Origin of the sequence: Acidithiobacillus sp. AC3, assembly GCF_050261095.1 — a bacterium.
In the GTDB taxonomy this organism is placed as follows: domain Bacteria; phylum Pseudomonadota; class Gammaproteobacteria; order Acidithiobacillales; family Acidithiobacillaceae; genus Igneacidithiobacillus; species Igneacidithiobacillus copahuensis.
The window spans coordinates 2,373,156-2,396,800 of the sequence record NZ_CP189838.1 but is presented as its reverse complement, the minus strand read 5'-3'; the positions used below and the strand labels follow the sequence as shown (position 1 = coordinate 2,396,800).

The 23,645-nt window shown below is 56.0% G+C and carries 29 protein-coding genes and 1 tRNA gene; 18 read left to right on the top strand and 12 right to left on the bottom strand.

Translation table 11 applies throughout. The features are described 5' to 3' along the window. Nucleotides 1-3: 3 nt before the first annotated feature. From ACQAYK_RS12150 to ACQAYK_RS12115, 8 genes are read right to left on the bottom strand one after another with little or no spacing between them, the layout of a single operon-like run. Nucleotides 4-615 (bottom strand): hypothetical protein, encoded by a 612-nt coding sequence (locus tag ACQAYK_RS12150; RefSeq protein WP_480082191.1) that lies wholly within the window; start codon nucleotides 613-615, stop codon nucleotides 4-6. Between the two features lie 16 nt (nucleotides 616-631). After that, nucleotides 632-1,156 carry a hypothetical protein gene (locus ACQAYK_RS12145; protein ID WP_483167648.1) on the bottom strand — a complete coding sequence of 175 codons (525 nt, stop codon included), beginning with the start codon at nucleotides 1,154-1,156 and terminating at the stop codon, nucleotides 632-634. Between the two features lie 56 nt (nucleotides 1,157-1,212). After that, nucleotides 1,213-1,830, bottom strand: a complete 618-nt coding sequence (locus tag ACQAYK_RS12140; RefSeq protein ID WP_480082189.1) for a hypothetical protein — start codon at nucleotides 1,828-1,830, stop codon at nucleotides 1,213-1,215. Between the two features lie 16 nt (nucleotides 1,831-1,846). Then, nucleotides 1,847-2,371: a hypothetical protein gene (locus ACQAYK_RS12135; RefSeq protein WP_215870559.1), complete on the bottom strand. Its 525-nt coding sequence runs from the start codon at nucleotides 2,369-2,371 to the stop codon at nucleotides 1,847-1,849. A 57-nt stretch (nucleotides 2,372-2,428) separates the two neighbouring features. Beyond that, nucleotides 2,429-3,040 (bottom strand): hypothetical protein, encoded by a 612-nt coding sequence (locus ACQAYK_RS12130; RefSeq protein WP_215873384.1) that lies wholly within the window; start codon nucleotides 3,038-3,040, stop codon nucleotides 2,429-2,431. Nucleotides 3,041-3,056: 16 nt separating this feature from the next. Then, nucleotides 3,057-3,581 (bottom strand): hypothetical protein, encoded by a 525-nt coding sequence (locus ACQAYK_RS12125; protein WP_215890356.1) that lies wholly within the window; start codon nucleotides 3,579-3,581, stop codon nucleotides 3,057-3,059. A 2-nt stretch (nucleotides 3,582-3,583) separates the two neighbouring features. After that, nucleotides 3,584-4,798, bottom strand: coding sequence for a hypothetical protein (locus ACQAYK_RS12120; protein ID WP_215885415.1), 1,215 nt, complete (start codon nucleotides 4,796-4,798; stop codon nucleotides 3,584-3,586). Next, on the bottom strand, nucleotides 4,799-5,470 hold the full coding sequence (locus tag ACQAYK_RS12115) for a hypothetical protein (protein ID WP_215871047.1): 672 nt from the start codon (nucleotides 5,468-5,470) through the stop codon (nucleotides 4,799-4,801). Between the two features lie 114 nt (nucleotides 5,471-5,584). On the opposite strand from ACQAYK_RS12115, the gene ACQAYK_RS12110 reads away from it, so the two are divergent. The 5 genes from ACQAYK_RS12110 (at nucleotide 5,585) to ACQAYK_RS12090 (ending at nucleotide 10,543) form a co-directional block, all read left to right on the top strand. Continuing rightward, entirely contained in the window at nucleotides 5,585-5,788 is a 204-nt protein-coding gene (locus ACQAYK_RS12110) for a hypothetical protein (protein WP_215871046.1), read from the top strand. Nucleotides 5,789-5,911: 123 nt separating this feature from the next. Then, a complete protein-coding gene (locus tag ACQAYK_RS12105) occupies nucleotides 5,912-6,520 on the top strand; it encodes an OmpA family protein (protein ID WP_215871045.1) in 609 nt (202 codons plus the stop codon). Further along, nucleotides 6,517-8,430, top strand: a complete 1,914-nt coding sequence (locus tag ACQAYK_RS12100; protein WP_215871044.1) for a peptidoglycan D,D-transpeptidase FtsI family protein — start codon at nucleotides 6,517-6,519, stop codon at nucleotides 8,428-8,430. Before ACQAYK_RS12105 ends, ACQAYK_RS12100 begins: the two co-directional genes overlap by 4 nt. A 139-nt stretch (nucleotides 8,431-8,569) precedes the next feature. Further along, on the top strand, nucleotides 8,570-9,622 hold the full coding sequence (gene pyrC / locus ACQAYK_RS12095) for a dihydroorotase (protein ID WP_255789765.1): 1,053 nt from the start codon (nucleotides 8,570-8,572) through the stop codon (nucleotides 9,620-9,622). Between the two features lie 9 nt (nucleotides 9,623-9,631). Then, a complete protein-coding gene (locus ACQAYK_RS12090) occupies nucleotides 9,632-10,543 on the top strand; it encodes a phospholipase D-like domain-containing protein (protein ID WP_215871042.1) in 912 nt (303 codons plus the stop codon). On the opposite strand, the gene lysA is transcribed toward ACQAYK_RS12090, so the two are convergent. From lysA to ACQAYK_RS12070, 4 genes are all read right to left on the bottom strand, one after another. After that, complete coding sequence (gene lysA, locus ACQAYK_RS12085) at nucleotides 10,540-11,790, bottom strand: diaminopimelate decarboxylase (RefSeq protein WP_215871041.1); 1,251 nt, start codon at nucleotides 11,788-11,790, stop codon at nucleotides 10,540-10,542. The two genes, ACQAYK_RS12090 and lysA, sit on opposite strands and share 4 nt — an antisense overlap. Continuing rightward, nucleotides 11,790-11,921 carry an LPS translocon maturation chaperone LptM gene (lptM, locus tag ACQAYK_RS12080; RefSeq protein ID WP_215871040.1) on the bottom strand — a complete coding sequence of 44 codons (132 nt, stop codon included), beginning with the start codon at nucleotides 11,919-11,921 and terminating at the stop codon, nucleotides 11,790-11,792. Before lptM ends, lysA begins: the two co-directional genes overlap by 1 nt. Beyond that, on the bottom strand, nucleotides 11,918-13,306 hold the full coding sequence (argH, locus tag ACQAYK_RS12075; protein ID WP_483167647.1) for an argininosuccinate lyase: 1,389 nt from the start codon (nucleotides 13,304-13,306) through the stop codon (nucleotides 11,918-11,920). The genes lptM and argH overlap by 4 nt, the downstream gene beginning before the upstream one ends. A gap of 223 nt (nucleotides 13,307-13,529) precedes the next feature. Beyond that, complete coding sequence (locus tag ACQAYK_RS12070) at nucleotides 13,530-14,513, bottom strand: integron integrase (RefSeq protein WP_483167646.1); 984 nt, start codon at nucleotides 14,511-14,513, stop codon at nucleotides 13,530-13,532. A gap of 151 nt (nucleotides 14,514-14,664) precedes the next feature. Here ACQAYK_RS12070 and ACQAYK_RS12065 point away from each other — a divergent pair, with 151 nt between their 5' ends. From ACQAYK_RS12065 to ltrA, 13 genes are all read left to right on the top strand, one after another. Beyond that, on the top strand, nucleotides 14,665-15,075 hold the full coding sequence (locus ACQAYK_RS12065) for an SRPBCC family protein (protein WP_483167645.1): 411 nt from the start codon (nucleotides 14,665-14,667) through the stop codon (nucleotides 15,073-15,075). Between the two features lie 203 nt (nucleotides 15,076-15,278). Next, nucleotides 15,279-15,632 carry a GNAT family N-acetyltransferase gene (locus tag ACQAYK_RS12060; protein WP_483167644.1) on the top strand — a complete coding sequence of 118 codons (354 nt, stop codon included), beginning with the start codon at nucleotides 15,279-15,281 and terminating at the stop codon, nucleotides 15,630-15,632. A gap of 29 nt (nucleotides 15,633-15,661) precedes the next feature. Next, nucleotides 15,662-16,030 (top strand): bleomycin resistance protein, encoded by a 369-nt coding sequence (locus ACQAYK_RS12055; RefSeq protein ID WP_483167643.1) that lies wholly within the window; start codon nucleotides 15,662-15,664, stop codon nucleotides 16,028-16,030. A gap of 108 nt (nucleotides 16,031-16,138) precedes the next feature. Then, nucleotides 16,139-16,537 (top strand): GFA family protein, encoded by a 399-nt coding sequence (locus tag ACQAYK_RS12050; protein ID WP_483167642.1) that lies wholly within the window; start codon nucleotides 16,139-16,141, stop codon nucleotides 16,535-16,537. Nucleotides 16,538-16,638: 101 nt separating this feature from the next. Beyond that, entirely contained in the window at nucleotides 16,639-17,247 is a 609-nt protein-coding gene (locus ACQAYK_RS12045; protein WP_483167641.1) for an alpha/beta fold hydrolase, read from the top strand. A gap of 384 nt (nucleotides 17,248-17,631) precedes the next feature. Beyond that, a complete protein-coding gene (locus ACQAYK_RS12040; protein ID WP_483167640.1) occupies nucleotides 17,632-18,420 on the top strand; it encodes a DUF7946 domain-containing protein in 789 nt (262 codons plus the stop codon). 97 nt (nucleotides 18,421-18,517) lie between these two features. Next, nucleotides 18,518-19,288 (top strand): DUF3825 domain-containing protein, encoded by a 771-nt coding sequence (locus ACQAYK_RS12035; RefSeq protein WP_483167639.1) that lies wholly within the window; start codon nucleotides 18,518-18,520, stop codon nucleotides 19,286-19,288. 266 nt (nucleotides 19,289-19,554) lie between these two features. Next, nucleotides 19,555-19,659: transfer RNA gene (locus ACQAYK_RS12030), tRNA-Gly, on the top strand. A gap of 22 nt (nucleotides 19,660-19,681) precedes the next feature. Beyond that, nucleotides 19,682-19,987 (top strand): hypothetical protein, encoded by a 306-nt coding sequence (locus ACQAYK_RS12025; RefSeq protein WP_483167638.1) that lies wholly within the window; start codon nucleotides 19,682-19,684, stop codon nucleotides 19,985-19,987. A gap of 76 nt (nucleotides 19,988-20,063) precedes the next feature. Continuing rightward, the gene (locus ACQAYK_RS12020; RefSeq protein WP_483167637.1) at nucleotides 20,064-20,693 is read left to right on the top strand and encodes a hypothetical protein; all 630 of its coding nucleotides are present in this window, start codon (nucleotides 20,064-20,066) and stop codon (nucleotides 20,691-20,693) included. Nucleotides 20,694-20,784: 91 nt separating this feature from the next. Then, a complete protein-coding gene (locus ACQAYK_RS12015) occupies nucleotides 20,785-21,510 on the top strand; it encodes a hypothetical protein (RefSeq protein ID WP_483167636.1) in 726 nt (241 codons plus the stop codon). Nucleotides 21,511-21,598: 88 nt separating this feature from the next. Further along, complete coding sequence (locus ACQAYK_RS12010; RefSeq protein ID WP_483167635.1) at nucleotides 21,599-22,102, top strand: class I SAM-dependent methyltransferase; 504 nt, start codon at nucleotides 21,599-21,601, stop codon at nucleotides 22,100-22,102. 371 nt (nucleotides 22,103-22,473) lie between these two features. Next, a complete protein-coding gene (gene ltrA, locus ACQAYK_RS12005) occupies nucleotides 22,474-23,634 on the top strand; it encodes a group II intron reverse transcriptase/maturase (protein ID WP_483167634.1) in 1,161 nt (386 codons plus the stop codon). The last annotated feature ends 11 nt before the right edge of the window (nucleotides 23,635-23,645 follow it).

The window sequence follows — 23,645 nt, the reverse complement described above, 5'->3', positions numbered from 1 at the left end:
TCGCTACACCTGCGAGGGGCTTTGTTGGTAATAGACCCATTCCCAATCCGTCACTTCGGCAAAGCGCTCCCCATTGGCGGACAGAGTCATGAGGGTTTCCGCGTCGGCGGGAGTGAAAGCCCCCTTACGCGCCCCGCGACCGAGCCAGGCAACGGGAGGGTAGGGGTGCTCCTGATTCTTGTTCTCGACATACTCCCGAAAGTACGCCATAGCCTCGGGGGCATTGACGCACCAGACGCGATATTTTCCGTTTGCATCGCGCTGCCAACCCGGCCGCTGCGGATCTGGCACAGCGAGGACCAGACGTTTATCCCGCAGGAGGATTTCGATCAAGGCCAAGAAAAGGGAGTGTCGCTCTGCATCGCTGTTGGCAACAGGCCGATGCAGTAGCTCGAGGAAGTCTTTTCTGACCTGCAGGTCTCCACGAACTATCGACTCGTCCTCGGGGATCACTTTGTCCGGTAACGACTGGGCCAACTTCAGGAAGCGGTGATGCAAGACATCGGCATTGAATAATGACCAGACCTCTGGCAGCCCTGCGGGGGCCACGGAGGTACAAAATACATCATAGTTCCTGAAGTAGGGGATTTGGGTGTAGAGCTCTATTGGTTCCATGCGTTCTCCTTTTCGTCTAGATACGGACATATCTGGGTTTGGGGACGGGATCCAGGTGGACCCATTTCCATTCTGCTGGTGAGGCAATGCAGAATCCGTCTGTCCAGAGGCTCATGGGATGATCATACTGATCATACCCAAGTTCCAGATCCTTGGTGGCTCCCCGTCCCAGCCAGGCGGTTACCGGAAAATAGGGATACAAGCCCGCCTCTTTGCGATCGTAGGAGGGAGCGTGAGGATCGGGTAAATACTCGCGCAGGTACTGGAGTATGGTGGGGATCTCGGTACACCACACTCGCTGCAGGCCATCCTCATCTCTATGCCAGCCTGATTGATCCTCTGGGGTGCCGAAGACCAGACGCTTTTCGCGCAGCAGGCGCTCGATGATGGTGATATAGAGCTCAAAGTGCTCTATATTGCTCATTTCGACGTTGGTGAGAGAATCCCATATATGATGCGTTTGCACTCCCCAACTCGCATCACAAAATTCTTCCCAGTTTTCATAATAGGGTGAAAGAAAAAGAAACTCTTCAATTTCCATGGCTAGTTCTGCTCCTGTGAAAGCTTTCAAGTTCTCCGGATAGTTGGGAACGATCGCTACACCTGCGAGGGGCTTTGTTGGTAATAGACCCATTCCCAATCCGTCACTTCGGCAAAGCGCTCCCCATTGGCGGACAGAGTCATGAGTGTTTCCGCGTCGGCGGGAGTGAAAGCCCCCTTACGCGCCCCGCGACCGAGCCAGGCAACGGGAGGGTAGGGGTGTTCCTGATTCCTGTTCTCGACATACTCCCGAAAGTACGCCATAGCCTCGGGGGCGTTGACGCACCAGACGCGATATTTTCCGTTTGCATCGCGCTGCCAACCCGGCCGCTGCGGATCTGGCACAGCGAGGACCAGACGTTTATCTCGCAGGAGGATTTCGATCAAAGCCAAGAAAAGGGAGTGTCGCTCTGCATCGCTGTTGGCAACAGGCCGATGCAGTAGCTCGAGGAAGGCTCTTCGGATTTTTACCTCGCCGCCACCAGAATTTACTGTTTTTTCGTCGGGAATCGCTTCTTCTGGTATCGACTGGGCCAACTTCAGGAAGCGGTGATGCAAGACGCCGGCATCGAATAGTGACCAGATCTCTGGCAGCCCTGCGGGGGCTACGGAGGTACAAAATACATCATAGTTTCGGAAGTAGGGGATTTGGGTGTAGAGCTCTATTGGTTCCATGCGTTCTCCTTTTCGTCTAGATACGGACATATCTGGGTTTGGGAACGGGATCCAGATGGACCCATTTCCACTCTGCTGGTGAGGCAACGCAGGTTCCGTCGGTCCAGAGGCTCATGGGATGATCATACTGATCATACCCAAGTTCCAGATCTTTGGTGGCTCCCCGTCCCAGCCAGGCGGTTACCGGAAAATAGGGATACAAGCCCGCTTCTTTGCGATCGTAGGAGGGAGCGTGGGGATCGGGTAAATACTCGCGCAGGTACTGGAGTATGGTGGGGATTTCGGCACACCACACTCGCTGCAGGCCATCCTCATCTCTATGCCAGCCTGATTGATCCTCTGGGGTGCCGAAGACCAGACGCTTTTCGCGCAGGAGGCGCTCGATGATGGTGATATAGAGTTCAAAGTGCTCTACATTCCTCATTTCGACATAGTTGAGAGCATTCCATACCTCGTGCGTTTGCGCTCCCCAGCTTACATCACAAAATCTTTCCCAAGTATCCTCATACGGTGAAATAAAAAGAAACTCTTCAATTTCCATGGCTATTTTTTGCTCCTGTGAAAGCTTTCCAATTCTCCGGATAGTTGGGAACAATCGCTACGCCTGCGAGGGGCTTTGTTGGTGATAGACCCATTCCCAATCCGTCACTTCGGCAAAGCGCTCTCCATTGGCGGACAGAGTCATGAGGGTTTCCGCATCGGCGGGAGTGAAAGCCCCCTTACGCGCCCCGCGACCGAGCCAGGCAACGGGAGGGTAGGGGTGCTCCTGATTCCTGTTCTCGACATACTCCCGAAAGTACGCCATAGCCTCGGGGGCATTGACGCACCAGACGAGATATTTTCCGTTTGCATCGCGCTGCCAACCCGGCCGCTGCGGATCTGGCACAGCGAGGACCAGACGTTTATCCCGCAGGAGGATTTCGATCAAAGCCAAGAAAAGGGAGTGTCGCTCTGCATCGCTGTTGGCAACAGGCCGATGCAGTAGCTCGAGGAAGTCTTTTCTGACCTGCAGCTCCCCACGAACTATCGGCACGTCCTCGGGGATCACTTTGTCCGGTAAGGACTGGGCCAACTTCAGGAAGCGGTGATGCAAGACGCTGGCATTGAATAGTGACCAGATCTCTGGCACCCCTGCGGGGGCTACGGAGGTACAAAATACATCATAGTTCCTAAAGTAGGGGATTTGGGTGTAGAGCTCTATTGGTTCCATGCGTTCTCCTTTTCGTCTAGATACGGACATATCTGGGTTTGGGGACGGGATCCAGGTGGACCCATTTCCATTCTGCTGGTGAGGCAATGCAGAATCCGTCTGTCCAGATGCTCATGGGATGCTCGTAGTTGTACCTGCCGCTTCGCGGAGCTTTGGTCGCTCCCCGTCCCAGCCAGGCGGTTACCGGAAAATAGGGATACAGGCCCGCCTCTTTGCGATCGTAGGAGGGAGCGTGGGGATCGGGTAAATACGCGCGCAGGTACTGGAGGATGGTGGGGATATCGGCACACCATACCCGACACAGGCCATCCTCCCCCTCAGACCAGCCTGATTGATCCTCTGGCGTGTCGAAGACCAGACGCTTTTCGCGCAGCAGGCGCTCGATGATGGTGATATAGAGCTCAAAGTGCTCTATATTGCTCATTTCGACATAGTTGAGAGCATTCCATACCTCGTCAGTTTGCGCTCCCCAGCTTACATCACAAAATCTTTCCCAAGTATCCTCATACGGTGAAAGAAAAAGAAACTCTTCAATTTCCATGGCTATTTCTGCTCCTGTGGCACTCTCTCAATTTTGATTTCTTTGAATTGTTCATAGGGTCTCATCTCCTTTGGGATGTCAATTGTCCAGGCTGGGCCAGACTCGTCGATGGAGCCCCCAAAGTTCCGTAGTGTAATAACTTCCCCGTTTTCTGCCGGAATTTTGTAAAGAACAGGCTCCTCTCCTGGAAAACCGGTCTCTTTACCCTTAAATAGCTCTGCCGGCTCCGCTTTTGGCAGTTTCTTGGTCCCCGCCAGCTCCAGGGCCATTTTCCTGGCAATTGCCTTGGAGTTCCGCATTTGCTTTCCGGGGCGATTCAGGATGCGAAGTACCAACTGGTTGTTGTCTTTTCCCAAAAGATTTTCACGAACCACGTACAGTAATTTTCCATCATGGGAGAGGGTATCCAATTTTGGGTGCCCATCTTTATGTTTTCTCCAGGCCTCGGTGACGCCACGAAACAGGTCGTTATCGATAACGGAGATGTTACCGATGGCACCTAGTTCACCCAAACCAGCCGCTTTGGCGGCAGCATCACTTTCGGCGACGGCCTTCGCTACTTCCTTGGCACCTTTGGCACCCAGCACCATGATGGTGATCCGGCCCATAAGATTGCCGGCCGCACGACCGGTCTCGTAGGATGGTGCGCAGACAAAGGCAACCAAGTTTTCTAGTGCCTGTTTGCCTGCTGTATGGAGGGCTTCGAGCAGTAACGGCGGGTGCTGAAAAACGGCGGCGATGCTGGAAGCCACCTCGTCAGGCTTGGTAACCAGGGTTATCGCAAGCTTGACTGTGTCCCGAATTTCTTGCGCAGCACCTTCGTAAAAACCTTGAAAAAAGCCTGCCTGCGCCGCGAGGCCTTGTAATTTCTTAGAAAGAGAGAGAAAACTCCCGTTTTTGATCTCCTCGAGCTGTTTTTCAACACAGGTCAGGTCATTTCGTTGCGCTACCGCCGCCTGGTTCTCCGGAGCGACGCAGGCCTGCAGGGTGCCGTGCTGATCCGATGCTTGCACGGGTTCGGACTTTGGCACCCAGACAAGATATTGGGTGTTTGCATAGTTGGCATTGGCAGTTTTTCCCGTGAGAATATCCACGCTGGACTGCGGCAGGGTGTATTGCTGCCAGTCGGCAAGCGCCTGTGGCGTGGAAGCCCAGAGCAGTACCAACAAGAGCCACCAAGTGATCCACCTGCGATATCTACGTAAAGGCTCCAACATCTACTTTCCTCCTACCCGATGCGATGGGGATGTCGTTTTTTCTGAAAGCACGGTCTGGACAATGTCGTGCATTTGCTCTGCGCCGATTTTTCCATACACCGCTCGAATCCCCTGGCGACTGGGGTAGAGAAGCAAAGGGAGAACACCAAAGCTGCGCCGCCAGTACTGGGTATTGGCGTAGAGCACGGCAAGCCAATAGGACGCCACCTGAGGAGTCGGTCCAGCTGGTTTTTCGCTGGGGCCGGTTTTACTGAGCTGCTCTTCTTGCTGCGCAAGGGCTTCCAGAGGCTCGGTAGCGCTGAGTATCTTGGCGCCGTAGGCCAAACTTTGTGGCTTGACGGTTCCTACGGGTACCCAAAGAATGTGCAGCTGTTGGCGATATGGCTGCAGAGTTTGCCATTCTTGGGCGCCCAGGACGCAGAGCGGGTCGAAAAAGACCACAACGGCAGGTTTGTTGCCGGGACCTTCTGCTACTGGATGGAGCTGATGCGCGTGGGCATAGCCTTGCTGGAGGATTTTTTCGAGGGACGATCCCGAGTGGGTGAATATGGCGCTGGGCTGAGCAGCCCAGGCAGAGAGTGCGAATAGCACCATGCCAATACCGCACACGGCGCATAGCATTTGGCGCGCGACAAGACCGAGAACGTTTCCCGGCACCGAGAAACTGGACACGAAGCTCCCTCCTACTCTTTTCTGCGAGTATAATTCTCTATAGAAAAATTTCAATAACATGATTTTATTATTTATTTTTAAAATCTTCTGTAAACTGAAGAGAGGGAGGATGCGATGTCTGGCTATTTACTGGGAAATCTTCTGGGGCGCTTGCTAGTCTCCTGGCTGGTAGTGTTTGTGGTAAGTCTGCTCATGAAAAAGGGGCAACTGAAGACCGCTTTGCGTGCGAGCGTTTGGCCTTGGGGATGGTTGTGGGTGCTCGTCCTGTTTGGCATGGGCCTACTGGGGGCTGTCATTCGCCTGCGGCAGGGAGGCTGAAGATGAGCCTCGTATCCACCTGGTGGGAGCGGCAGGTATAGCGGTTGTGGATCACCATTGCCTGAGAACTGAAAAGAACAATTGCGGTCATAGGGATATACCGACAAGTGAAGGAATATTCTCATGCCGCAATGTCTGTCTTCTGCTTTGCCCAAGGGGATCTTGGGTTTTGCCGTCATCTTTTCTGCTTCCCTGCTTCTTGGCGGCTGTGCGCAGCAGGTATCTCCTGCCAGTCATGCGCAGCTGCAGCCGAGTCGCGCAGTCCCCAGTTCGAGTGCCAATACCCAGGCGCTGAACCAGGCCGAGGAACGGGAGAAAAGCCTGAATTACGGTCCCCTCGGCGGCCAGAACGAAAACCTTTCCAATGCCGAACTTGCGGCCCTGCCACGACACCTGCGCGTGCATTTTGCCCAGAACAGCTTCCATGTGAGTGCTCGTGCCCGCCATATCACCGCCGAGAATGCGCGTTTTCTGCTGCGCTTCCCGAACCTGCATGTGCGCCTGGAGGGGAACTGCTCACAACCAGGCACGCAGGAATACAATCTCGGTCTTGGGGAATGGCGTGCCCATGCCATCAAGGAGTTGCTGGAGGCAGATGGTGTCCCCGCCCGTCGCATCAGTACCGTTTCCTTCGGTAAGGATAATCTCCTTTGTAATCAGAACACTGCTGCCTGCTGGCGGAAAAACCAGCGGGTCGATTTCGTCTATCGCGCCGCGACTGGCAGAGAATGAATCCGCCCGGCCGACCCTTTCGTCCATTGCCGCGCTCGCGGCCTCTTTGGCTTGCGGGCGTCTTTGCGCTTGGCTTTCTCGCGGTGCTCGGCCGCGATATCCAGGTGCAGTATCTGCAGACCGGGCAACTGCGCGCGCAGGGACAGATGCGGTATCTGCACAATCAGCGTCTGCCCGCCCAACGCGGGGTGATTTTTGGGGACAACGGCCTGCCGCTGGCGGTCAACACGGCGGCCAGCACCATCTGGGGCGATCCCAAGATACTCGGCAAACACCAGGATCAATGGCCGCAACTGGCCAAGGCACTGCATCTCTCCGTGATCGAGCTCGGCCAGCGTCTGGCCAGCGGTGGCGCCGATTTTGCCTACTTGGCGCGGCAACGACCACCGAGCGTGGGCAAAACGGTGCGCGCTTTGGGGATCCCGGGAGTTGGGGTGCTGCCGAGTTCGCGCAGCTATTTTCCTCTGGGTGCGGCGACGACCCCGCTGATTGGATTGGTAGATCAGGCCCATCAGGGGGCGACGGGCATGGAACTGAGCTATAACCAGTGGTTGGACGCGCATCCCGGCTCCGAGGAAGCTCTGTACGATGGTCATGGGCAGATCGTGCAGGTGCTCAAGGTAGCGCGACTTTCGCATCCGGGGCACGCCATTCACCTGACCATCAACCCACAGATGCAGTATTGGGCCTATATGGCCCTGTTGCGCTCCCTGCATCAATTTCATGCGAGGGTCGGCTCGGCAGTGCTGATGAATGTGCACACCGGCGCCATCCTTGCGATGGTCAGCGCGCCGAGCTGCAACCCCAATCAGAAGGGTTCCTGTACGGCGCCTGCAGATTACGTCAACAATGCCGTACATCAGGCCTTTGAGCCCGGCTCGGTGATGAAGCCCTTTGCCATTGCCGCGGCCTTGGCGAGTCACAGTGTTTCTCCTAGCCAGAAGTTCAATGTGTATCACCCGCTTTGGGTAGGAGGCTACCCCATCACCGATGATGTGCGCCATCATATCCTCAACATCGAGCATATTCTCAAGTATTCCAGCTGTATCGGCACTGCCAAGATTGCCCTGCTGACCCCCAAACGTACGCTATACAATATGTACCAGGCCGTCGGCTTTGGTCGGGAGCCGCCTCTGGGCCTGCCGGGAGAGACGGCGGGTGTTTTGCCCCCCTGGCAGTCGTGGGGCGTTGCCCGGCATGCGACGATTTCCATTGGCTATGGCGTCTCGGTGACGACGCTGCAGTTGGCAGCGGCCTATGCCAGCATTGCCAATGGCGGCTGGTATGTGCGCCCGCATCTGTTTGCCGGGGAAAAAAGCCAGCGCCATCGGGTGATGCCTGCCTGGGTGGCCAATGATCTGCGGCGCTGGCTGCAGTCGGTGGCGCGCCCCGGCGGTACGGGCATTCTGGCGGCGATTCCCGGCTACGCGGTGGCGGGGAAGACCGGGACCTCGAATATGGCCAATGGCAAGGATGGTTTCTACCATCACCGCACCAATGCCACCTTCGTCGGTTTTGCGCCGGGCCCGCGTCCGGACCTGGTGATGGCGGTGAACCTGCGCGGCAGTCACTATTCCTGGAATTTTGGTGGGATCGAAGCGGCGCCGGTGTTCCGTTACACCATGCGGCGCGCCCTGCGCACCCTCGATGTTGCGCCGCGCTGCAACATCGGCGGCAAGTTCCTCGACATTCGTGTGCCTGCCGGTTCCGACCTGCACGAGCTAGCGCTCAAGTATCACAGCACCAGTCGTTATCTGGAGCAGATCAACCATCTGCCGAGCCCGCAGGCCTTGCAGGCCGGGGCCTTTTTCCAGGTGCCCATGCCACTGGGGGAGAAAGACTTTTGTCGGGTACAAACGCCGGCGGTCAGTCGTGCCCAGGCCGAAATCTGGAGCGAAGGCGGCGGCTGAGCGAATGCTTCGCGGAGCAACGGAAAGGTACTTGCTGTGGGCAACGGTGGCGACGGTTTCGGATCCTCCGCGGGAGCATAGGCGAGGGTAGCGCGCAATGGTACCCTTGGCAACGTGCGAAAGATTGGGGGCTTCCGGGGTGAAATCGACAGAGGTAGAAGAAATCCGCATCCTGCGGCCAGACGACTGGCATCTGCATCTACGGGATGGGGCCATGTTGCGCAGCGTATTACCCGACACTGCCGCGCGTTTTGGTCGCGCCATCGTCATGCCCAATCTAAACCCCCCGATCACCACGGTTGCGGCTGCCGCAGCCTATCGCCAGCGGATTCTGGCGGCCTTGCCAGAGGGGATGCGCTTCACGCCGCTGATGACCCTGTACCTGACCGAGGCGACACCGGTTGCAGAGATACGGGCAGCGAAGGAAAGCGGCTTGGTGCACGCGGTCAAATACTATCCGGCGGGAGCGACCACCAATTCGGAAAATGGCGTGCGCGATCTGCGCCAGGTGCTTCCCGTCCTTGCCGCGATGGAGGAGCTGGATTTGCCCTTGCTAATGCATGGCGAAGTGACGGACCCGGCGGTGGATGTGTTCGATCGGGAGGCGGTATTCATTGATCGCCATCTGGCGCCCCTGCGTCGCGATTTCCCGGAACTGCGCATGGTGCTGGAGCACGTCACTACCAGCACTGCGGTGGATTTTGTGCAAGCTGCGGGGCCGCGCACCGCCGCCACCATCACCGCGCACCATTTGCTGCTCAATCGCAATGCCCTGTTCCAGGGCGGGATTCGCCCCCATCATTACTGTCTGCCTGTCCTCAAGCGGGAGCAGCACCGGCAGGCACTGATAGCCGCCGCCACCAGTGGGAGTCCTCAGTTTTTTCTCGGTACCGACAGCGCCCCGCATCCGCGCTCAGCCAAGGAGTCGAGCTGCGGTTGCGCCGGTATCTACACCGCACATGCGGCCATCGAGCTCTATGCCGAGGCCTTCGCCCAGGCCAATGCCCTGGACCGGCTGGAGGATTTTGCCAGTCGCCATGGCCCGGCCTTCTACGGACTGCCCTGTAATCCTGAGCAGGTAACGTTGCGTCGGGAAACATGGCCGGTGCCAGAGCGTTTGGGTTGCGGAGACGAGACGGTCGTACCGCTGCGGGCGGGTGAGCAGGTTTTCTGGCGTCTGCTGCCATTCTGAGGTTTTTGCATGCTCTATATCGAACCCCAAGCCGGACCGGCTCCTTTAGTGCAGATCGTTGATCAGGCCAAACACCAAGTGGATGTGGGTGTCTATTACCTGAGCGATCGCAAGTTGCTGGACGCTCTGACGGCTGCCGCGCTTCGTGGCGTGCAGGTGCGGGTGATCATCGATAGCAAGCCCTACCATATGCGGCCCTGGCAGGTACATAAGGAAGAGCGGGAGATTCGCGCTACGGGTGCCGAACTGCACTGGGCTCCCTATCGTTTTACCAGCCACGGCGACCAATACGCCTTTTATCACGCGAAATATCTCTGTAATGATACCGAGTGTGAGATCGGCACGGCCAATTTCAGCTGGTCCGCATTTCACCACAACCGGGAGTATCTCTGGGTGACGCACGATCCGGTGCTGGTCCGCGCCGTGCATGCGGTCTTTGCGGCGGATTGGGAGCAACGGCGCGCGCCAGCCTTCACCCATCGCGATCTCGTCCTATCGCCGGGAACGTCGGTGCAGCAGTTGCTGGAGATTATCCAGCAGCCCGGGCCTCTGGATGTCGAGAGTGAGGAGCTGGGTAAATATTCTCCCGTTCTTGATGCCCTGGCGGCGAAGGGTGCGGATCTGCGTCTGATTTTGCCCGCCACGCTCAGCGCTGAGGATCGGGAAAATGTCGCTTTTCTCCGTGCACATGCTTGCCAGGTGCGTTTCTTGCCCGAAAAACCCGTATATCTTCATGCAAAGATGATGGTCGGCGCACGATTGGCCTTCGTTGGTTCGGAAAATGTCTCGGAAACCAGCCTGCAGAAGAACCGTGAGATGGGGGTAGTGCTGCGCGATGAGGCATTATCCGTGCTACGCGCCCAGTTTGTTGCAGACTGGGCGCAGGCCAGTACCGAGATGCCCAAAGGCGGCAGCGCTTAGTCGAGGGGGCAGTCCTCTTCCGGGCTGAGCAGATCGGCAAGGGTTTCGCGGCGTCGAATACAGCGACTTTCCGCTCCCTGTACCAAGACTTCCGGAGCGCGTGGGCGCGTATTGTACTGGCTGCTCATGGCAAAGCCGTAGGCGCCGGCACCGAGGATGGCGAGGTTCTCCCCGACGGGGACGGCAGGGAGAGAACGGTTCTTGGCGAAGAAATCACCACTCTCGCAGACCGGCCCCACCACATCGCATTCCTGCAGCGGCGCTGCGCTTTGTCGCAGCGGCAGGATCTCGTGCCAGGCACCGTAGAGGCTGGGGCGCAACAGGTCGTTCATGGCCGCATCGACCACGCAGAAATGCTTGCCCTCGTTCTCTTTCCAGTATTCGACACGGGTGAGCAGGGTCCCGGCATTGCCGACCAAGGCGCGCCCTAACTCCACCACTCGATGGACCTCCAGACCGGCAAGGGCATCATCGAGAATGGCGGCATAGTCGGCTGGGCTCGGGGGTACTTCGTCGTGGTAGCGGATACCGACTCCGCCGCCCAAATCGATATGCGCCAGCTCTATGCCGTGGCGGCGCAGGCGTTCGTACAGATCCCGCAGACGCCGGGCAGCGGCACCCAGGGGTTGCAGATCGATGAGCTGGGAGCCGATGTGAGCCGCTACACCAATGAACTCGATACTTGGCCACTCTGCCGCGCGCCGGTAGAGATCTTCGGCAGCGGCGATGGGAATGCCGAACTTGCTCTCCTTCAGGCCGGTGGCGATGTACTGGTGGGTGCCGGCGTCGACATCCGGATTAACGCGCAGGGCAACCGGTGCCCGTCCGCCCATCTCGGTCGCCACTTCGGCAATGCGCTCGAGCTCGGCGGCAGATTCCACATTCAGGCAGAAAATCCCTGCATCCAGGGCGGCGCGAATCTCCTCGCGACTTTTTCCTACCCCGGAAAAGACGATCTTTTTTGGATCGCCGCCGGCCCGCAGCACCCGCGCCAGTTCCCCGCCGGAGACGATATCGAAGCCCGCACCCCATTGTGCCAGAAGGCGCAATAGATGCAGGTTACTGTTGGCCTTGACCGCGTAGCAGGTCAGGGTCTGCGCGCCCAGCGCATGCGCGAAGGCGTGGTAACGCTCGCGCAGATGCAGTTCGGAGTAGACATAGCAGGGCGTGCCATAGCGCGCCACGATTTCGTGCAGCGGGCAGTCATCCACGTACAGCTGCCCGTTTTGATAATGAAAGGGGTGCATCAGTGGCTACTCGTTGGGGCGCTGACGGGGGTGGGGGCCTTGGGAAGGGTGAGCGGCGTTTTGCGTCCGCAACCGGCCAAGGCCAGACTGCCAAGCAAGAGCAGCAGGACCCAGGGGCGTAATGGCGTCATGCACCTTCTCCCGCCAATCGCTGCCGAGCGCGGGCAATGGCGGCATGCACTTGTTCGGGCGCGGTGCCGCCGAGGTGTTTGCGCGCCGCGACCGATCCTTCCAGAGTGAGCACCTGGAAGACGTCTTCGCTGATTGCCGCAGATAGGGCCTGCAGTTCGGCCAGTGGCACGGCTTCCAGGCCGATGCCGCGCTCCTGCGCCAGGCGGACGGCGCGACCGACCACCGCATGGGCATCGCGGAAGGGCACCCCTTTGCGTACCAGGTAGTCGGCGAGATCGGTGGCGGTGGCAAAGCCCTTTTCCGCTTCTGCCCGCATCCGCGCTGGACGGGTCTGCAGGCCGGGCAGCATGCGGGTCAGGAGCTGGAGGCTGGCCTCGATTTCGTCCAGCGCGGTGAAGAAAATACTCTTGTCTTCTTGATTGTCGCGATTGTAGGCAAGGGCTTGCCCTTTCATGAGGATGAGCAAAGCCGTGAGTTGCCCCATGACCTTGCCACTCTTGCCACGAATCAGTTCCGCGACATCCGGGTTTTTCTTTTGCGGCATGATGCTTGAGCCGGTACAGAAGGCGTCCGGCAGGTCGATGAAGGCGAGCGCCGCCGACATCCAATAGATCAGCTCTTCTGCCAGACGCGACAGATGCATCGCGATGAGGGAGAGGGCCGCCAGGGTCTCGAGCAGAAAATCGCGATCGGAAACGGCGTCGAGACTGTTTTCCGCGACATGATCGAAGCCGAGTTCGCGCGCCACATCCCAGCGGTCAATGGGGAAGGTGGTCCCGGCCAGGGCCGCAGCGCCGAGGGGCAAGACGTTGACCCGCTTGCGGGCATCGCGCAAACGCTCGGCATCGCGGCGGAACATCTCGACATAGGCCATACAGTGGTGGCCGAAGGTGACGGGCTGGGCCACCTGTAAATGGGTGAGGCCAGGCAGGATGGTGTCGACTTCGCGCTCGGCAAGATCCACGAAGACCCCCTGCAGCGCGCGCAGAAGAGCGAGCAGGTGGTCGATGGCGCCGCGGGTGTACAGACGCATGTCGGTAGCCACCTGGTCGTTGCGCGAGCGGCCGGTGTGCAGTTTTTTGCCGGTATCGCCAATGAGCGCAATCAGACGGCTCTCGATGTGCATGTGGATGTCTTCGAGGCTGTCCGAATAGGCGAATTGACCGTCGGCAATCTCTTGGCCGATTCTCTGCAGCCCGCTGCAGATCGTCTCCACCTCGGCCGCTGTCAGCACGCCCACCCGCCCCAGCATGCGCGCGTGCGCCATCGAGCCGCGAATATCCTCGGCATAGAGGCGTCGATCCACGGCAATGGACGAGGTAAAACGCTCGACCAGAGCATCGGTACCGGCGGTAAAGCGCCCGCCCCACATTTTTTCACTCATCACAGACCTCCTCGCTTGCCGCGACTATACCCAAAGCGCTCGTGACGGACCAGATCGACGGCACTTTGGTCGCTGGCCAACCCGCCTAACGTCGCCAAGCGCCACTATGGGCCGGGAAGGCTTTGATCTGGCAAGTAGCTTTCGGCAGCACCGCAAATTGCACTGGCATGAAGCAGCCGGGTTTGCCAGTACCAGAACGGCGCAGGGGACGCTGTGCGTGCGTCTATCTATCCAGCGGGCTGATGATGCCGCGCCCGCCTTTGTTGAGCACGTGGGTATAGATCATGGTGGTATTGACGTCTTTATGGCCAAGAAGCTCTTGCACGGTGCGAATATCGTACCCCGCCTGCAACAAGTGGGTGGCAAAGGAATGGCGTAACACATGGGGTGTCACCGGCTTGACGATGCCCGCCCTGCTTGCTGCCGTGCGGATGGCACGCTGAATGGACGCTTCATGAAGATGATGCCGCCTTTGTGCTCCAGAACGAGGATCCTGGCTCAGCACCGGCGACGGGAATACATACTGCCAGCCCCATGATTTAGCGCTGGCGGGGTATTTGATAGACAGGGCATCGGGCAGGAAGACCTCCCCCAAACCCTGCTCCAAATCCGTATCGTGCAGCAATTTTGCTTTGTCCAACTGCCTTTTGAGGGGTAGCACAATATTTTCCGGAAGCACGGTCACCCGATCTTTCGCTCCCTTGCCATCGCGCACAATGATTTCACGCCGCTCGAATTCCACATCCTTAACGCGCAGGCGCAGCCCTTCCAGTAAGCGCATGCCACTGCCATACAGCAGGCTCCCCACCAGCCACATGGTACCCGAAAGCTCGTGCAGCAGGGCGCGGGTCTCCGTGGGCGTGAGTACCACGGGCAGGTGCTGCGACGGCTTGGCGGTGGTAATGCCATCCAGCCAAGGCAGGTCAACGCCCAGAACCTGTTTGTACAGAAAGAGTAGGGCTGCCTTGGCCTGATTTTGGGTAGACGAAGAGACATTGCGCTCCGTCGCAAGGTAGCTCAAAAACGCCTCCACCTCCGCAGCACCCATGGATTTAGGATGCTGTTTGCGGTGAAACAAAATGAACCGGCGCGCCCAGTCTGTGTACGCTTCTTCCGTCCGAATACTGTAGTGCAATGCCCTTATCCGAGCGCGCACCTGATCCAGGAGCTTGGGCGGCACGGTGGGGGCGGCGTGGTTGACTTCCATCCGTTGGAGTTTAGGCTTCCCTAAATGTATTGGCAAGACTGCAAGGACAGTTAGGACTGGATGATGGAATCATCGACTGTAGCATTGGGGAAGCACGCCATGGTAGGATGTTGCAATCTAAATTACGTTAGCCCCATGGAGAAACCATCTCATGCAGTTTGAAGAAAAAATTCTCATCAATGCTTCGGTAGACAAGCTGTATTCGCTCTACGCCAATGTTTCAGGTTGGTCCTCTTGGGACCAAGACGTAAAGTCTTCCTCAATTAACGGGCAATTTTCCTCTGGAGCCACCGGCACGCTTCAACCAGCGAGTGGTCCCAAGGCAAAAATCACTTTCACCGAGGTAGTGCCGAATCGTTCGTTTACCGTTGAAAGCAAGCTCCCATTGTGTGCCATGCGTTTTGAACATGAGCTTGCACCTCTCGGGAATCAAGTTCAGGTGTCGCACAGGGTTTCTTTCGTTGGCCTTCTTGCCCCTTTGTTTGGTCGGCTTATCGGTTCTCAAATACGTAAAGGCTTGCCGCATAGCCTTGAAGGGTTGAAGCGTGTTGCCGAACAATAGGGCTAACATTTCATTCCAGCGGACCGCCAAAAAGCTGCGCTTTTTGCCGTCCGCTGAATTCGAACGTTGGGCGCCAGAACAGAACCACCATGAACATTAGCGTCGCTACAACCAATACCGAGATCGCAGCTTGCTATCCCGTAATGAGGGAGCTTCGCCCCCACATTGCGGAGAGCCAATTTCTTTCCCGAATCCGGAGCCAAATGAACTCCGGCTATCGGCTGGCCTTTGTGCAGGACACAGATGGAGTGGTTGCCGTCGCGGGTTTCCGCGTCGGTGAAAACCTCGCGTGGGGTCGTTTCCTGTACGTTGACGATCTTGTGACCCTTCCCGCCCATCGCTCCAAAGGTTATGGCGCCAAGTTGCTCTCGTGGCTGAAGGAACTCGCTGCAACAGAAGGTTGCCAACAAATGCACCTGGATTCAGGAATCCAAAGAAAGGACGCCCACCGGTTCTATGAACGAGAAGGCATGACAATGGCGAGTTTTCATTTCGTCAAAAACGTAGCGCCCAACCCGGCGCTCCAGCGGGACGCGCCGCCAGCGGCGCGCCCCTGAGCTGGCACGTTAGGCGTCAGAACTCCCGTATGAGCATGTCTATCAACTTCATTTCCGCAACTCCCGTTCTCGCGTCCCTCGATATAGAGCGAAGCACAGAATTCTTCGTTTCCAAGCTGGGTTTCGGCAAGGTGCATGTGGCCCAAGGTGAGTACGGCATTGTTTCCAGCGGCGCAGTAGAAATTCACTTCTGGGCCTGCGAAGATCGGCACATTGCGGAAGCAACAGGATGCAGGGTGAAAGTCCAGGCGATCGAAGAACTGCATGCTCAATGCGCGAGTCAAGCCATAGTTCATCCGAATGCCCCGTTGGTAAGCAAACCGTGGGGAACGAAGGAGTTCGCTATCCTCGACCCCGATGGAAACTTGGTGACGTTCTATGAAAATATCAACGCCTAACTCTGCGCTCCAGCCGACCGGCTACAGCGGGCTTCGCCCGCTTTCGCCGTCGGCTGGGCTTGAACGTTGGGCGTCATCAGGCTACCGGATTTTGCTTAAGGGGAAGTTATGAAGGGCAGTTGTTTGTGCGGTGCGATTGAGTACGAAGTCGATCAATTGGATATGCCAATCAGTCACTGTCATTGCCGCACTTGTCGCAAGGCTCATGCGGCACCGTTTGCATCGAACGCTGGTGTTATGCGAGAGCATTTTCGCTGGGTCAAAGGTAAAGAAAAACTATCGGCCTTTGAATCGTCCCCGGGGAAGCTCAGACATTTCTGTTCTGTTTGCGGTTCTCACCTTATGGCTGAGCGGCTAGCGCAGCCCCACGTCATTGTCCGCGTGGCAACACTCGACGAAGACCCCGGTTCTAAGCCCGTCATGCACATATGGTGTTCGCACGATGTGTCGTGGTTGCAGGACGGCGATAACACACAGTTCTATCAAGAATGGCAACCCGGTCGGTAATGAGCCTGCCGCCCAACCCGTCATTCGAGAGGGACAGCCCAAAAGCGGGCTGCCCCTCAATTTAACGTTAGACCGATAATCGCGAAAGCCATATTGTGATCATGCCATCTAAATTACTTTTTCTGCCAGGTGCTGGTGGCAATCCCAGTTTCTGGGAGCCTGTGTCTGAGTTGCTCATGCATCCCGCATCGAAAACCCGCCTTGGTTGGCCCGGCTTTGGTTCAGTACCGACTGACCCGCTTATCAATGGCATCGATGACCTCGTTGCTAAAGTCATTTCCGAGATTGATCAACCCACTGCAATTATTGCTCAGTCAATGGGAGGGGTTATTGCCATGCAAGTTGCGCTTAAACGGCCAGAATTTATTACTCACTTGATTCTCACAGTTACATCAGGCGGCATTAATGTTAGCGATCTTCGTGCCGAAGATTGGCGACCGGCCTTCCTTAAATCCAACCCATCATTTCCTCGTTGGTTCACTGATTACAAGTCCGACTTGTCTGCCAATATTGGATCAATCAAAGTACCGGTCTTGCTCATTTGGGGGGATGCTGATCTCATCAGTCCTGTAGCAGTAGGTGAGCGTTTAAGAGATCTATTGCCACATGCCCGTTTGCATGTTTTGCCCGGAGGTGCGCACGATCTTGCTTTCTCTTTAGCTTCCAGTGTCGCGCCTCTCATCGATGAGCATCTCAGTCATGCGGTCTAACTTTACGTTCAAGAGGGACGCCGCAGAGGCGCGGCGCCCCTTAACTCCACGTTAGAGCGCAACCCAAGATGCTTGATGCCGTTTTTGATTTTCTATCCGAAGTCGTGGCCTTTCATCTTGGGAGGTTTTATCTCGCAATCATTACGTTCGGGCGTTACAAGCCGAAGATTGGCGACACCAGCCAGCCCCTCGTGAGTTTATTTGGTGGTGCGCTTACGGTCGTTCTCATAGTCGGAATCTTCGCGTGGATAAACCATTCCTAAACCCGCTGGCTGCATCGCGCTCTAACCCGGCGCTCAACCTCGCTCCCTCCGGTCGCTGGACGGCGCTAAAGCGCCGCCGGTTAGCTCTACGTTGGGCGTCAGAAGTACTTTGGGGAATTGAATGTCTGAACTGAAACTCAAGTTTCGCTATGAGCACGGTGCAGCTGATACCGGAAGGCTCGAAATTTACGACGCAGCTGTAGCATTACGCGGAATCGCCCGAGCCACTTCAATAATTACCCACGCATATTTGAATGGAGAGATTCGAACGCACGGAGAGGCTGCCAAGGGTGCAAAGATTTACATCGATACACCCAAGAAAGGTAGCTTCCTGTATGAAGCAACCATTTGGACCGCCGGAGCCTTATCCAGCGGAGTTTTCTACGATTTCATTAAGTACGCGGTGACCGAGGCTGTCGGCAAGACCAATAGTGCCGATGGCTACTACAAGGCACTAGACACGAGAATTGAACCCACCATTGGTGAACTCCCCGCAGTTCTCGAATCTGCATTGGATGAAGTCCACCGACCAATTCGTCAAGACAACAAGATTACATTGGCGGTAACGCGCCCGCGGGGCGAAGAACTGGCCGCCCTCGATTCGGATACGTTGCTATATCTGCAACCTTCTACCGTTCCAGCGCCACACGAAATTTCCGGCAACGTGACAAAGTACAACTCGCTCACAGGCTGGGGAAAGTTCTTCGACCTCATCGAGCGAAGGACGGTTTCATTCAACATCGACTTGAATAGTTCAGAACGGCAACGCTCCCTCGTCACTTGGTCTCTTCATGAAAACAACATGAAGCGCAGCGGCCTTCTGTATTTGCGTGCGAATGCGGTTATCACGCCAACCGGCAGAATCAAACGATACATCGTCCACGGCGTAAGCGACACACCGTTCGTATGACGCCCAACAAATCATTCCAGCGGACCGTCAAAAAGCTGCGCTTTTTGTCGTCCGCTGAATTCAAACGTTAGGGCTACACAACAAAAGGAGATTATCAGTGGCAGACTGGCCTGAAAGATTGTTTGACCTTGTCTTTTTCCCCGCGATGGACGACAAGCTAGATGACTTGGCTAATTTAGCCGAGCAGGAAAGCTGGGATTATCAGTTCACATCTGACAATCACCACAAACCAATCCTTTATAACTATTTGCAGCACACATACAAACGCCTGCAAGACGAAAACAAAATATTTGTGTCCGACGATGGTCAGGCTCTTACATTTAATACGGGCCTTGTCACGCCAAACCAAGAAGAAATTTTCTGCTACTGCACAACCAACAGAAACCAGAATGCAAAGCAAGACTGGCACTTCACAAACTGGCGTAGAAAAGGAGAGAACGATTTAACCAAGTTCTCTCAACTACCCCCTATGGCTCACTATTTTGAAGACCCGTCAGCGCTTGTTTTCGATCCCAGAAAAAAAGTTCGCTCGAATGTTGAGCACATCATTTCGGACAACAAAGATCGGTTTCCAGAGCCATATCTAAGCATGGGCGAGTATGCGTTACAAACGTTCTTAAAAGGCGCTCTAGACAATGCAAAAGAGAGAGTGCGCAGAAACTACAAGACCGCAATTCCTCACTTTTACAGAGGCCGTGTCCAATTGCTTTTGCCCTTGTGTCTTGGCAATCCAAACAAAGCAGACCTCGCCATCGTTGTAGAAGACATGGGCAATTTCTACCGCGCTGCAACCTGCCTCACATTAGACATGGCCTACAACAATGCACGTCAACTTACACGCCCTGACCGTGATTGGCTATTGCCCTAATAAACGCTTCGAGTAGGACGCTCCAACAGCCGGCTTCGCCGCCTGTTTCCGCGCCCCTCAAGCTAAACGTTAGCGCTACAGAATCATCGCAACTCGACCGACTTGGAGGTACAGGTACACATTGAAATGAGCGTTGCAGTCTCGTTTGGGTTGGACATTTTCATTTCCGTTATTGCAGTTGTCTTAACAACAATGGAGGTAATCATGGAAAACTCATTCGCCGTTTCTTATTTCATGGCATGTGTTTGGTGCGGAATTGCGTTCCTGCGGAGCCTGGTGGAAATTCCAACCCAAGCGAGAGATCGCGAACATGAATTTGTGTAGCCTGCCAAGAGTGAACGTGGAAGGTTCGATTCCTTCCCTCCGCACCAATCAACAATAGGGAGCATGAGCGTGCTAAACAAACTTTGGAGCGCATGGAAGACCCGTAAGAAATTCGCGTCCTATGCGGAAATGCCAACCGCATTGGTTGCTTTTTTCGCTATTTGCGGCTTTCTCGTCTCAGGCTTCTACGGTTTTGTTCTGGCCAAAGTTGTTCCAGAGTATTTGGAGGTTGCAAACAAAACTCCGCTTGATACTTGGGGAATCAAAGGCTGGTTCCTCACCGCAATTCTTGGAGCGCTTGGTCTAACAACTTGGTTCTTTGGCTCAATCGCAGTGCGCTGCAACACCATCCTCCGTGAAAGATTGTTCAAGTAGCGCTAACCCGGCGGTCCACCGGACGCTGCGCGATAAAGCCGCGCAGCGCCGGTGACCTACACGTTAGAACTCAGCCATGAGCTACAGCCCAGAAGATGCAGCATGGGACGAAGCTTACGAGAGCATGTTTCGTGAGCTGTATCCCGAACACAAAGAACAAGCGATCGCCGAATTCACCAGCGAACGCCTGCGCTCTTACTATGTTGCTCATCCGGAAGTTCTCGTGCCAGCTGCCCGAGCGTTCAAAGAAGCGAAGATGCTTCACGCGAATGGACATCACAGTGCCGCATTGGTATTCGCCGCATCGGCTACCGAGTTGTTTCTCAAGTCATCCTTGCTCAGACCGGTCGTCTACGGGCTCGTCCATAACGAATCTCTAGCTGAACTTGTAGTTGCGGCCGCGCTCTCGCAAACTGGATTTATGCGATATGAAAAACTTCTTGCGAAATTGTTTGTAGAACTGGCAGGCGTTGAACTGACCACGCTACGTCGACAACCAGAAGCAAAGCCATTACTTCGAGAGGCAGCTGATATTCAGGAGCTCAGAAACGCTGTAATTCATCAAGGCCAAGCAATTACCCTTGAGCAAGCACAGCACGGAATAGACGTTTCTACAGAAGTTTTCAACCAAATGCTCGCCGCCGTACTGAGCAACCTCGGACTTTCACTTGAGAAAGGCGGGCGTCTTGTCACCAAAGAGTTCTAACCCGGCGCTCAACCCCGTTCGCTTCGCTCTCTGGACGCTGCGCGATAAAGCCGCGCAGCGCCGGTTAGCTCTACGTTAGCCGACTACTGCCATGCTCAAAATTACGCTTACTCTCATGGTTGTGCTGATCAGTGTTTATTGGGTTGGCGAAAAGACCAGAAGAAACACAAAAATTGACGCATTTCTGTCAGCGATTGAGGGGCATTACTCAAGACTTAACAACAGGCTTGAAGATGCCACAATCATAAGTGGGCTGCGCTTCCTTCGCCGCCTCTATGGCTGGGCAAGCGTTTTTTTGTTCGCCTGTCTTTTTGCTTTTCAACGATTTTCCCAGCAAAGCCAAACGAATTTTCTATCCCTGTTCTGGGTATTTGGGTTTACTTTTATGGGCTGGTTCTCAATCAAGTGGGTCATCGACCACAAGAACACTATTGGTGAATTTTCAAAAAACCATGCGCTAATGATTTTTGGCCCACTTCTCATGGGTGTCTTTGATCTGCTCTTTCACACCACTTTTACGGAAATCCTGCTTCTCCCGTTTCAGCAAGCCGCGGCAACATTACATTTCAACCTCCCAAAGGTATCAAACCCACTTGCCATTGGCGGCGCTGTCTCACTAGTATTTCTCGCCTTTTTCGTCTTCTACTATTTGCTTACTTGGGCTGTCACAGTTCCCCTGTTTATGGTTTCTGTATTCGCAGTGGTGCTTCCCATCAAGTTCGCACGCGTTCTGGCCCAAATAGATCGCAACAACACATTTTTTTGGTTCACCGTGTTAGTGATGATTGTGATTTCGGTATGGCTAACACAGCTATGAGTCGGCTAACCCATCATTCCACCGGACCTGCGCAAAAAGCCGCGCAGGCCGGTGAATTCAAACGTTGGGCATCACAGGAACAGTCGCGATGAGTAACTTCACCACTATCGCTCCGAAGTATCAGCAGACAGCCACGCTTCAGAAATCCGCGAGCGAGCGTCTGTTCGAGATGTTGCAAATTTCACGAACCGATGATGTTCTGGATCTCGGCTGTGGAACAGGCCACCTCACACAAACTATCCGTTCGAAAACCGATGGAATCGTTGTCGGCACTGATCCGACCGATGAAATGATTGCCGAGGCGACACACCATTACGGCAAGAATATCGAGTTTTATATCGGAATCGCAGAAACGCTCGATATGCCTTCGCGCTTTGACGTAATCTTTTGCAATTCCGCATTTCAGTGGTTTCGCGACCCATCTCGCGCCGTCCTAAATTGCCACAATGCTCTGCGCCCCTCCGGGCGTATCGCCATACAAGCACCGGCACAAGCAAACTACTGCCCGAATTTCGTGCTCGCCACGGATTTCCTGAAACATGATCGCGAGACACAGGACGTGTTCAGCCGTTTTCGCTCTCCTTGCAGGTGAGAGTCCTGTGGCCAGGTATACGCAGAGCCGAAGGCAAGGAGAAGGGCAAGTGTGTCGCCGCGAGGCGGGGTCTGGAGGAAGCCCAATCCGAAGCTGCGGGGCGATGAACAAAAACCGGATATGAGGCGTGATGCATCCGGGGCGAGCGGGCACGTGACCGCGAAGCCCTCCATCTGCGAATGGGGTGCATTTTGTAAATCCGGCGTCTATGCAGTGAAGGTAACGTGTCTTATCCCGGGAGATCTCCCCAGTGCTTCGGAAGCTCGAAGCTGGGCGTTTGGAAACGAACGCTGAATACTGTGGAGAAGTCAGCAGAGGGCATAGTAAGCGGCGCCCCCGCCGAAGGCCCGAACGATGAAAGACGAAGGACCATGATGGAGAGAGACGGGAACGCATCTGACCACCTGCCAAGGCAGGCTGCGGGCATACCGCAGGATGAACTCGTCGCTGGACCGTCAGGACAACCGGGGTCGATTCACCCCCAAGCGTTGCTGGCCCAGGTGTTGGAACGGGCCAATCTGCAACGCGCATTGAAGCAAATGCGCCAGAACAAAGGCGCGCCCGGCATTGACGGCATGAGCGTCGATGAATTGCCGGGCTACCTTCGCCACCACTGGCCGGGAATTCGCGCGCAATTGGAGGCGGGGCAGTACCGCCCGCAACCGGTCAAGCGCGTGGACATCCCGAAAGCGGACGGCAAGACCCGGTCGCTGGGCATCCCTACGGTGTTGGACCGCTTCATCCAGCAAGCCATTGCGCAAGTTATATCGGCCCAATGGGAACCGCATTTTCATTGCCACAGCTACGGATTCCGCCCTGAACGTTCGGCCCATCAGGCCGTGCGCGAAGTACAGGGGACAATCCGCGCAGGTTACGGCTGGGTGGTGGACATGGACTTGCAAGCCTTCTTTGAGCGGGTCAACCATGACCGGCTGATGGCGCGACTGAATAGCCGTTGCCTTGATACCGGCCTGCTGCGCCTGGTCAATCGCTTCCTGAAGGCGGGCGTGAGCGTCGGTGGACACATCGAGCCGACGACGATGGGCGCGCCGCAAGGCGGCCCACTCTCGCCAGTACTGGCCAATGTGGTGTTGGATGAACTGGATTGGGAACTGGACCGGCGTGGCCACCGCTTCGCCCGTTATGCCGACGACTGCAATATTCTGGTCCGAAGCAAACGTGCGGGAGAGCGGGTGATGGGCAGCGTGACACGCTACGTCAGCGACACACTGAGGCTCACAGTGAATCCGCTGAAAAGCGCGGTGGACAGGCCCAAGAACCGCAAGTTTCTGGGCTTCACGGTCAGCCGCAACGGAGCTAGGCTGAAGGTAGCCGACAAGGCTATCACAAAGCTGAAGGACCGGGTGCGGGAACTGACCCGTCGTCCGCGAGGCAACAACATTGGCGTTATCGTGGCAGAGCTGAGGAAAGCCCTGCTTGGTTGGAAAGCGTACTTCGGCATCGCCGAGGTGCTGAGCCCTCTGCGCGATATGTCAAGGCACATTAGAAATGTCCGGCGTTGGGCAAGATAGAGATGTCCGGT